Below are 10,227 nucleotides of genomic sequence, written 5' to 3'. Positions count from 1 at the left end.
CGCGGCCGGCCGAGCGCGAGCCCGGCAGCTTGCGCCACAGCACCGGCGAGAGGGTGAAGCCCACAAGGTAGTCCAGCGCCCGGCGGGCCAGGTAGGCGTCCACCAGCTCCATGTCGATGTCGCGCGGATGCTTCATCGCCTCGGTGACGGCCGCCTTGGTGATGGCGTTGAACGTCACCCGCTGCACCGTGACGCCGGCCAGCACCTTCTTGCGCTTCAGCACCTCCAGCACGTGCCAGGAGATGGCCTCGCCCTCGCGGTCGGGGTCGGTGGCCAGGATCAGCCTGTCGGCGCCCTTGGCGGCGGCGGCGATCTCGTTGAGGCGCTTGGCGGACTTGGCGTCCACCTCCCAGCTCATGTCGAAGTCTTCGTCCGGCCGCACCGAGCCGTCCTTGGCCGGCAGGTCGCGCACGTGGCCGTAGGACGCCAGCACCTTGTAGTCCGAGCCCAGGTACTTGTTGATGGGCTTGGCCTTGCCCGGGCTTTCGACGACGACGATGTTCATGCGGGGCGGTCTGGCGTTCCATGAAGAAGCGCCCGGCGGGGCCGGGGCGCTCGAAGGACGCGGAAAGTGGGGGCGGCGCCCGGGGGCTGTCAACGCCCCTTGAATACGTACCGCGGCGAGCCCCTTAGGGGCTCATTTTGCGGACCTCGCCGGCGGCTGCGCCGGTCAAGGCCGGGATGTGGGCGAAACCAGCGCCGCTCAACGGCGCCGGCTCAGCAGTTGCGGCTACTGCGGGCGGGGCGGCCGGGGCGGCATCTTGGACATCGCCTCCGCGCAGGGCGCGCTAAGCTTGGCGGCGTTGTCGCGCAGGCAGATCATCATCGCGCGCTTCTCCTTGCCGGCGCAGAGGGAGTGGGCCTCGGCCGTGCAGGCCTTCATCACCGCGTCGCGCGCGGCGTGCACCTCCGGCGACAAGCCGCCGCCGCCCTGGGCGTAGGCGGCGCCGCCGGCCGAGAGGGCGGCGAGGACGATCAGCGCGGTCAGTTTCATCATCAGGCTCGTTGCTTCAGGATCACGTATGGAAAGGCCGGCGCCCCGCTAGGGGACGCCGGCCGAGCCGTCTTGGGATGTCCCGGCGATCAGCCTGCGGGCGGCGGCGGCGGTCGCCGGCGCGGCATCTTCGACATGGCGTCCTTGCAGGGCTCGCTGACCTTCTCGGCGTTCTCGCGCAGGCACATCATAGCCTCGCGGCCCATCTTGCCGTCGCACAGCGTCTTCACGTCGGCCGCGCAGGACTGGCGCATGGCCTGGGCGGCGGCCTGCATTTCCGGGGAGGGCCCGCCGCCGCCGGCAGGCGGTTCCTGGGCGAACGCCGAGCCGCCAATGGCCATGGCGGCCAGGGCCACCGCGATTTGAAGCTTCATAGAGTTGGTCTCCGACTTGGTTTGGATCGTCAGCTTAGATCCAGTCCCTGTCGGCAGTGTTTCGGGCCGGTACGGTCGGATTGCGGCGGTTTTGTTGCTGAAACCTACAGCCCAGCGCCGTCGCGGCGCCCTTGTCGGCCAGCGGAACTCCGGCGGCTCACCGCGCCCATCGACAATAGAATCTTAAGTCGATGCAACCGAGAGTGGGCGCATGAGGACGGAAAGCCGCGCTGCGATTCTCGACGCCCTCGCCGCCCGGCGCGAGCAGTTCAAGATGCGCCTCGCGATGGGACTGGGCATCGCCGTCGCCATGTGCGGCCTGGTCGGCTGGCGCGCCTCCGCCGGATGGGTGGCGGTCTGGATCGGCATGCAGACCGCCGAGTTCCTGGTGGCCGCGCGGCTGCGATCTCCGGCTGGGCCGAACGATGCGGCCCTGCGCGTGTGCCTCGCGCTGGTCTCTGCCAACAACACGGTCTTCGGTTCGATCGCCGTGCTGGCGGCCATGACCGGCGAGCGTTGGGCGACGGTCTGTGGAGTCTGGGCGCTCGCGGGCGGCTTGATGAACGCCATCCCGTCGAGCCGGACCTCGAAGGTGGTGTTCAGCGCGACCGTGCTTCCGCTGGCCATCTACTGCTTCGCAATCCCCGTGCTCGCCATGCGCGGCGGGGCGAGGCCGTCGGAGCTCGTCGCCCTGCTGGCCAGCGTGGGCCTGCTGCTCGGCGCGACCTTTATGGTCAGAGGGGTCGTCGTCCAGGCGCTGTGGCGGGAGAAGGAAGCCAACGCCGCCAAGAGCGCTTTCCTGGCCACCATGAGCCATGAGATCCGCACCCCGCTGAACGGGGTGCTCGGCATGGCGCAGGCCATGGCGGGCGACGACCTCAGCGCCCGGCAGCGGGAGCGGCTTGGGGTCATCCGCCAGTCCGGAGAGACGCTGCTGGCGATCCTGAACGACGTGCTCGACCTCTCGAAGATCGAAGCCGGCAAGCTGCAGCTGGAGGAGATCGAGTTCGACCTCGCCGAGGTGGCGCGCGGCGCCTATTCCGCCTTCACGGCGCTGGCCAGCCAGAAGGGTCTGTCCTTCGCCCTCGACATGGAGCGCGCGCGGGGCCGCTACCTTGGCGACCCCACCCGGCTGCGCCAGATCCTCTACAACCTGATCTCCAACGCCCTCAAATTCACCGAACACGGCGGGATAAGGGTGACCGCCGTATTCCAGGACGGGACGCTCGAGCTGGCGGTCGCGGACACCGGCGTCGGCATACCGCCCGAGAACCTCGCCAAGCTGTTCGCCAAGTTCGATCAGCTGGACTCCTCGACCACCCGCCGCTTCGGCGGAACGGGACTGGGCCTGGCCATCTGCCGCGAGCTCGCCCAACTGATGGGCGGCGAGATCGAGGTGGAAAGCGAACTTGGGCTTGGCTCCCGCTTCAGCGTGCGCGCGCCACTTACCCACGTTGGGTCCGAAAGGTCGTCGGTCGAGGTGCAGCCGACGCCGGCGGCCGAGGGCGAGCCCTTGGCGCTACGTGTCCTGGCCGCCGAGGACAACGCCGTGAATCAGCTGGTGCTCAAGACGCTGCTTCAGCAGATGGGCGTGGAGCCGACGGTGGTGGACAACGGGCAGGCGGCTGTCGAGGCCTGGGAGGCCGCGCATTGGGACGTCATCCTGATGGACGTCCAGATGCCGGTGATGGACGGCCTCACCGCCACCGCCCGCATCCGGCAGACGGAGCGCCTGCAGGGGCGGGCGCGCACCCCGATCGTCGCGCTCTCGGCCAACGCCATGTCCCACCAGGTCAGCCAATACCTGGCCGCTGGCATGGATAGCCACGTCGCCAAGCCGATCGACGCCGCAGCCCTCTTCGAGGCCCTGCGCTGCGCCACCGAGGCCGCCTCGCAGGATGGAGCGGCCCGGACGGCGTAGCCGTTGGCCTCAGCCTGCGGCCACCATGCCGCCCGGAAGCAACTCGCAACGGCCCGCCAGCGAAAGCTCCACCAGAGCCGCGAACACCGCCGGCGCCGCCGCGCCGGTGGCCCGCACGATCTCGTCGCGGGACACCGGCGTGGGGGAGAGCAGGGCCGCCACCTCCCGGCGCAGCGTGTCGTCGGGATCGGGCGTGGGGCCGGCCGTGTAGCCGCCGCGCTCCGGCTCGCGGAAGCCGCGCAGGCCTTCGAGCGCCCGCAGCACGTCCTCCGCGCCCTCGCACAGCGCCGCGCCCTGGCGGATCAGGTCGTTGGTTCCCTTGGCGCGCGGGTCGAGCGGCGAGCCTGGCACGGCCAGCACCTCGCGGCCCTGCTCGGCGGCCAGGCGGGCGGTGATCAGCGAGCCGGACCGCAGCTCGGCCTCCACCACCACGACGGCGCGCGACAGGCCGGAGATGATCCGGTTGCGCCGGGGGAAGTCGCGGGCGACCGCGGCGCGGCCCGGCTCGCTCTCCGAGACCAGGCAGCCGGCCTCGGCGATCCGCGCGTAGAGCCCGGCGTGTTCCGGCGGGTAGATGTCGTCGACGCCGCCGCCCAGCACCGCCACCGTTCCGGTGGGCAGCGAGCCTTCGTGCGCGGCCGCGTCGATGCCCCGCGCCAGGCCCGAGACGATCACGTGGGCGGTGTGTTGCCCGAGCTCGGCGGCGAGCCCGCGGGCGAACCGCTGGCCGGCGGCGGAGGCCACCCGGGCGCCGACGATGGCCACGCAAGGCCGGTCGAGCAGCTCGACGCGGCCCCGCGTCCAGATCAGTGGCGGCGGCGGGTCGAGGGCGGCGAGCGCCTGCGGGAAGGCGGGTTCGCAGGATGCGATCAGCCGCGCGCCCAGCGCCGCGCCGTCCGCCAGCTCCTTGTCCACCTGCGCGTCGGTGGGCAGCTTCAGCCCCGCGGCGCGTCCGCCCCGCCGGGCGAGCTCGGGGAGGGCAGCGAGCGCCTTCCCGGCGGTCCCGAACCGCTGCAGGAGCTGGTCGAAGGTGACCGGGCCGACGTTCTCCGTGCGCGCCAGCCTCAGCCAGTCGCGTCGCTCGGCGTCCGACAATTCGCGCATCACGCCTTGCCGCCCCCGTCGCCTTTCGGGACCTTCTTGGAGCCGCCGATCCGCGGCTCCTCGCCCTTCAGCAGGCGGCGGATGTTGGGCAGGTGGCGGATGTAGATCAGCACCCCCATGACGGCGGCCAGGACGGCCACGGCCGGCCGGTGCAGCAGCAGGGCGGCGATCGGGGCCACCACCGCCGCGGTCAGCGCCGCCAGCGACGAGATCCGGAACACCAGGGCCATCAGGACCCAGGTCGCCCCGGCGATGAGCCCCACCGGCCAGGCTGCCGCCAGCAGGGTCCCGAAGAAGGTCGCCACGCCCTTGCCGCCCTTGAACCCCAGCCAGATCGGGAAGAGGTGCCCGAAGAAGGCCGCGCCGCCGGCCAGGCAGGTCAGCGCCGCCTGCGCAGCGTCGCCGGCCCCGCGGGTGGCCAGCCAGGCGACCAGCACCGCTGCCGCCCCCTTGCCGCCGTCGCCCAGCAGGGTCACGGCCGCCAGGTCCTTGCGGCCCGAGCGCAGCACGTTGGTTGCCCCGATGTTGCCCGAGCCGATGGCCCGCGGGTCGCCCGCGCCGGCCGCCTTCATCACGATCACCCCGAACGGGATCGATCCCAGCAGATAGCCGCCGATCAAAGCCGCAGCGATCTGGATGGTGCTCAAGCCTTCGACCATGGACGCTCCCTCTGAGTCCTAGTGGTAGCGCTTAGTGTCTTCCCCCGAAACGGGGGAAGTGGCCCGACAGCCACTAGGCTGGATGGTCGATGGGGGAAGTGAAAGCGGAAGTGTGACTTCCCCCATTGTCGGCCGGGCTTCGCCCATTGCCGACATTTCCCCCGTACCGGAAGGCGAGAGCGCCTAGATGTCGGCGTCGAAGGCCTTCTTGAGCGCGGCGATGCGCGGCTCGTTGCGGCGGTAGAAGGTCCACTGCTTGATGCGTTTGGCGGTGACCAGGTCGGCCTGCACCAGGATGCGCATGTGCTCGCTGAGCGTCGGCTGGCTGACGCCCAGTTTCTCGGCGATTAGCAGGCCGCAGACGCCGTCCTTCACCAGGTCGCCGTCCACCTGCTCGCGGAAGTGGGCGCGCGGGCTCTTCAGCCAGTGCAGGATCATCAGGCGGCGGTCGTTTCCGAGCGCCTTCAGGGCGTCGACGATAGGCATATTGGCAAATGGCTAAGTCACGATACGGTTTGCGTTGAATAGAGGGAGCCGCCGCAATGGACAAGACGCCCGAAACCCCCAACCAGGCCGGCGTCGTTCCGACCGGCGATTGATCTTCCTCTCCCGCAAGGCGGGAGAGGGGGACCGCTCGCCGCAGAGCGAGGGGTGGAGAGGGCAAGCCACAGACGCTGAGTCTCCGCCGCCGGTCCAACGGCGGAGCTTGAGGCTTGCCTTCTCGACCACGCCCTCTTCGGGGCGCGGTCCCCTCTCCCATTGCATGGGAGAGGAATCTCAGCCCCCGAACACCGTCCGCCCGTCCACCACGGTCCTGAGCACCTTGCCCTGCAGCCTTCGCCCGTCGAAGGGCGAGTTCTTGGATTTCGAGATCAGCTTGTCGGCGTCGATGATCAGCGGCGCGTTGAGGTCGCAGAGCACCAGGTCGGCCGGCGCGCCCTTGGCCAGCCGCCCGCCCTCGAGGCCCAGCAGGTCGGCCGGCGCACAGGTCACCGTGCGGATCAGGTCGATCAGCGGGATGCGGCCCTCGTGGTGGAAGGTCAGCAGGGCCGGCAAGAGCGTCTGCAGGCCCACCGCGCCAGGCGCCGCCTCGTCATAGGGCAGGCGCTTGTCCTCGGCGGGAGCCGGGGCGTGCGCCGAGACCACCACCTGGATCAGGCCCGAGGCCACCGCCTCGATCACCGCCTGGCGGTCGTCCTCGCTGCGCAGCGGCGGGTCGAGCTTGCAGAAGGTGCGGTAGTCGCCGATGTCGATCTCGTTGAACGACAGGTGGTTGATCGAAGTCGTCGCGGTCACCGGCAGGCCCTTGTCGCGGGCGCGGCGGAAGCTCTCCAGGGCCTCGGCGGTGGTCAGCTGGTCGACCAGCAGGCGCGCGCCGGTCAGCTCCACCAGGGCCAGGTCGCGCTCCAGCATGATCTTCTCGGCGATGGCCGGCACGCTGGGCAGGCCCATGCGCGAGGCGAACTCGCCCTCGCTGGCCGCCGCGCCGGCCGAGAGCCACGGATCGGCCGGGCGATGGGCCACCAGCACCCCGAACGCCTTGGCGTAGGCCAGCACGCGCCGCATGACCTTGGAGTCCACCACCGGCCGGTCGGCGTCGGTGACATAGCGGCAGCCGGCCTCGGCCATCAGGCCGATCTCGGCCATCCGCTCGCCGCGCGCGCCCTTGGTCGCGGCGCCGGCCACGTGCACCTTGACCAGCTCGATGTCGCGGGCCCGCCTGAGAATGAAGTCCACCACCGAGGGCTCGTCGATCACCGGGTCGGTGTCGGGCTGCAGGACGATGGAGGTGACCCCGCCGGCCGCCGCCGCCAGGGCCGCAGACTTCAGGGTCTCCTTGGTCTCTGTGCCGGGCTCGCCAGTCTTGACCCGGATATCCACCAGGCCCGGCAGCAGCAGGGCGCCCTTGCCGTCGATCACCTCGATGTCCTTGGACAGCGACCCCAGGTCGCCGCCCTTGGCCACGTCGGCGATCACCCCCTCGGTGACGATCAGGGCGCCGGGGCCGTCGTAGCCGCTGGCCGGATCGATCAGGCGCACGTTGGTGAAGGCGGTCGGCCTGACGCTCATTTGCGGCTCATCGGTCGTTCTCGAGCCGCGCGGCCAGCGAGGTCAGCACCGCCATCCGCGCGGCGACGCCCATCTCCACCTGGTCCTGGATCAGGCTGACCGACAGGTCGTCGGCCACGTCGCTATCGATTTCCACGCCGCGGTTCATCGGCCCCGGGTGCATCACCCGCACATGCGGCGCGGCGCAGGCCAGCTTTTCGCGGTCGAGGCCGAAGAAGCGGAAGTACTCCCGCTGCGAAGGGGCCATCACCCCGTCCATCCGCTCCAGCTGCAGCCTGAGCATCATCACCACGTCGCAGCCGGCGATCCCCTCGCGCATGTCGTGGTGGATGGCGACGTTCCAGCGCTCGGCCTGCGGCGGCATCAGGGTCGGCGGCCCCACCAGCCGCACCTCCGCCCCCAGCATCTGCAGCAGCGCAATGTTGGACCGCGCCACGCGGCTGTGGGCCACGTCCCCGCAGATCGCCACCTTCAGCCCGGCGATCCGCCCGAAGGCGCGGCGCATGGAAAGCGCGTCGAGCAGCGCCTGGGTCGGGTGCTCGTGCTGGCCGTCGCCGGCGTTGATTACCGAGCAGCTCACCTTCTGCGAGAGCAGCGAGGCGGCCCCCGACGAGGCGTGCCGGATGACCAGCAGGTCGGGCTGCATCGCGTTCAGCGTCACCGCGGTGTCGATCAGGGTCTCGCCCTTGGAGATCGAGGACGAGCGCGGGCTCATATTGACCACGTCGGCGCCCAGCCGCTTGCCGGCCAGCTCGAAGGAGCTCTGGGTCCGCGTCGAGTTCTCGAAGAACAGGTTCATCAGCGTTCGACCTTTCAGCAGGTCGAGCTTCTTCGAGGTCTGACGGTTCAGGCTGACGAACCCGTCGGCCAGGTCGAGGAGGTTCGCCACCTCGACTTCATTCAGATCGGTCGCCGAAAGGAAGTGCCGCTTGGGGAACGAGAAGGTCCGTTTCAGGACGTCGTTCAAACCAGGGGGCGCATCAGTCATTAAAGCGTCGTCTTAGAGGCCGCCGCCGCTCATGGGAAGCGCTCCCTTTGCGCAATCTGGTTGCCTTAGCGCGTTCGCAGTTCGGGTTTCAAAGCCGTTTCCATCTGGGCGAAGACGCTCGCCCAGTCGCCGGGCGACGTCTGCCGGAAGAGCCGCATCGTGGGATACCAGGGGCTATCCGGGCGGTCGACAAGCCATCGCCAGTCCCCGGGCCGCGGCAAGGCGGTCCAGGTCCGCACCCGAAGGGCGCCCGCAAGGTGCGCGACGCTCGTGTCCGGCGTGATGAACAGGTCGCAGCAGGTCATGGCCCCCGCGGTGTCCAGGAATGCGTCGGGGCCCGGATCGAAGTCCTCGCCGAGCGATTCCACCGACATTCCGCTCGGCAGGCTCTCCAACTGATCAAGTCCTCGATGTTTCTGGAGACTGATCAGCCGAACGCCGGGTAGAGTTGCCAGGCCTTGGAGCCCCGCGAGCGGGAACGACCGCTGCACGGCCTGGGCGCTTCCCTCCCAGGCGACCCCGATCTTAAATCCCCTGGGCCCGATCAGCTTCCGCCACCGGGCCACCCGCTGCGGTTCCGCGCGGAAATAGGCTCGGCCTCGCGGAACGGTGGCCAGAGTGGTGCCGAAGGCGTGCGGCAGACTCATCAGGGCGCATTGGTAATCGTAAGCCGGAACGGCGTCCTCAGGGAGCAACTCAATCGTCGGGCTCATGGACTGCAGGAGAGCGTGCATCGCGGTCGGGGCGGCCAGGCGGACGCGCGCGCCCATCCGTTCTGCCACAAAGGCATACCGGCAAAACTGCATGAGATCGCCCTGGTACAGCTCCGGATAGATGAAGAGCGTTTTGCCCTTAAGGTCCTGGCCGTTCCACGGCCGATCAAGCGCGTACCGTGGATCGTCGAAAGTCGGGCTCGACTTGCGCCACTCGTATTCTTGGAAGCCGGTCTCGAAATCTCCCGTCTGAAGAAAACAGGTGGCCAGGTTGTGGTGAGCCATTCCCATGTCGGGGCGCAAGGAGATCGCCGCCCGATAGCAGGAAATCGCCTCGTCGAAGCGCTCCATGGACTGAAGCGAGCCGGCGCGATTGAAATACACGGCGGCGTTCTTCGGGCTGATCTGCAGGGTGTTGTCGAAATAGCCTAGGGCGCTCTCGTGCTGACCCATCTTGGCCAGCAGGTTCCCGCAGCTGAGTTGGGCGACGAAATCCCCTGGCTGGAGGTCGACGGCCCGCCGATAACTGGCCAGCGCTTCATCGAGCCTTCCAAGGGCCTGGAGCTCATCGCCGCGGCGGACGCATTCGACGGTCTGGTCGTGGCTGACTGTCACGGCTTACCTGGGCGGCCCTCGATCCGCGGCGGATCCAAGGAGTGTTATCGTCATCAACGCGCCGTCTTAGAGGCCGCCGCCGCTCAACGGAAGCGCCGCCATGCGGGCCTTGAGTTCGCCGGCCGGCCGCTCGTACGGTCTGCGCCGGAGCGGGCGATTCGCCCGGCCTGGGAGCCTCCCATGACCGTCTGCCTGTACACCTTCGTCGACCTCTTCTCGCGGCAACTGGGGACGCTCGACAGCCTTCTCGCCAAAGGGGCCGAACACGCGAAGGCGCAAGGCGTGTCGGACAGCGACATGCTGGACTGGCGGCTGATCGAGGACATGCAGCCGCTGCGCTTCCAGGCGATGGTGGTCTGCAATTTCTCCCGCCAGTGGCCGGCGCGCGTGGCTGGCCTGCCGCTCCCGCCGGAAATCGGCGTCGATCTCGACCTCGCGGGCTTCAAGGCCGCTATCGCCGACGCCAAGAGCTATCTGGCGGCCCTCACGCCGGAACAGTTCGCCGGCCGCGACGACGTCCCGCTCACCGTCATGATCGGGACCGGTATGGAGCCGACCCTGCCGGCGTCCCAGTGGCTGACGGTCTTCGCGACCACCAACCTCTACTTCCACCTCTCGACCGCCTACGGGATCCTGCGGTCAAAGGGCGTCCAGATCGGCAAGATCGACCTCTTCGCCAGCGGACTTTAGGCGGTCAGTTGGCCGGCGCTTCCTGCTCGCGGAGCGCTGCGATCCGCCAGGCGTCGCCGGTTCGGACCAGGACGGCCGTCGCGAGACCCTGTTCGCCGG

General features: G+C 69.5%; 11 protein-coding genes. 2 read left to right on the top strand and 9 right to left on the bottom strand.

The genetic code is table 11. From position 1 onward, the window contains the following. From JWP28_RS02360 to JWP28_RS02350, 3 genes are all read right to left on the bottom strand, one after another. Positions 1-505 (bottom strand): toprim domain-containing protein (locus JWP28_RS02360; RefSeq protein ID WP_299539568.1); only part of this gene is annotated, 505 nt, incomplete at its 3' end. 225 nt (positions 506-730) lie between these two features. Continuing rightward, a complete protein-coding gene (locus JWP28_RS02355; protein ID WP_299539566.1) occupies positions 731-997 on the bottom strand; it encodes a hypothetical protein in 267 nt (88 codons plus the stop codon). An 86-nt stretch (positions 998-1,083) separates the two neighbouring features. Further along, positions 1,084-1,368 (bottom strand): hypothetical protein, encoded by a 285-nt coding sequence (locus tag JWP28_RS02350; protein ID WP_299539564.1) that lies wholly within the window; start codon positions 1,366-1,368, stop codon positions 1,084-1,086. Positions 1,369-1,579: 211 nt separating this feature from the next. On the opposite strand from JWP28_RS02350, the gene JWP28_RS02345 reads away from it, so the two are divergent. Beyond that, a complete protein-coding gene (locus JWP28_RS02345; RefSeq protein ID WP_299539562.1) occupies positions 1,580-3,289 on the top strand; it encodes an ATP-binding protein in 1,710 nt (569 codons plus the stop codon). A gap of 9 nt (positions 3,290-3,298) precedes the next feature. Here JWP28_RS02345 and dprA read toward each other — a convergent pair whose 3' ends face one another. From dprA to JWP28_RS02315, 6 genes are all read right to left on the bottom strand, one after another. Then, entirely contained in the window at positions 3,299-4,393 is a 1,095-nt protein-coding gene (dprA, locus tag JWP28_RS02340) for a DNA-processing protein DprA (RefSeq protein WP_299539560.1), read from the bottom strand. Beyond that, entirely contained in the window at positions 4,393-5,052 is a 660-nt protein-coding gene (plsY, locus tag JWP28_RS02335) for a glycerol-3-phosphate 1-O-acyltransferase PlsY (RefSeq protein WP_299539558.1), read from the bottom strand. Before plsY ends, dprA begins: the two co-directional genes overlap by 1 nt. 183 nt (positions 5,053-5,235) lie before the next feature. Continuing rightward, a complete protein-coding gene (locus JWP28_RS02330; RefSeq protein WP_299539556.1) occupies positions 5,236-5,538 on the bottom strand; it encodes a metalloregulator ArsR/SmtB family transcription factor in 303 nt (100 codons plus the stop codon). 291 nt (positions 5,539-5,829) lie between these two features. Beyond that, complete coding sequence (pyrC, locus tag JWP28_RS02325; RefSeq protein WP_299539554.1) at positions 5,830-7,122, bottom strand: dihydroorotase; 1,293 nt, start codon at positions 7,120-7,122, stop codon at positions 5,830-5,832. Between the two features lie 7 nt (positions 7,123-7,129). Continuing rightward, positions 7,130-8,110: an aspartate carbamoyltransferase catalytic subunit gene (locus JWP28_RS02320; protein ID WP_299539552.1), complete on the bottom strand. Its 981-nt coding sequence runs from the start codon at positions 8,108-8,110 to the stop codon at positions 7,130-7,132. A 65-nt stretch (positions 8,111-8,175) separates the two neighbouring features. Beyond that, positions 8,176-9,438 (bottom strand): tetratricopeptide repeat-containing glycosyltransferase family protein, encoded by a 1,263-nt coding sequence (locus tag JWP28_RS02315; protein WP_299539550.1) that lies wholly within the window; start codon positions 9,436-9,438, stop codon positions 8,176-8,178. Positions 9,439-9,618: 180 nt separating this feature from the next. Between JWP28_RS02315 and JWP28_RS02310 the strand changes: the two genes are divergently transcribed. Continuing rightward, complete coding sequence (locus JWP28_RS02310) at positions 9,619-10,128, top strand: DUF1993 domain-containing protein (protein ID WP_299539548.1); 510 nt, start codon at positions 9,619-9,621, stop codon at positions 10,126-10,128. The last annotated feature ends 99 nt before the right edge of the window (positions 10,129-10,227 follow it).

Origin of the sequence: Phenylobacterium sp. (assembly GCF_028290885.1) — a bacterium.
Classification (GTDB): Bacteria; Pseudomonadota; Alphaproteobacteria; order Caulobacterales; family Caulobacteraceae; genus Phenylobacterium.
Note: the sequence above shows the minus strand (reverse complement) of the source record. Positions and strands in the feature narration are given on the sequence as shown.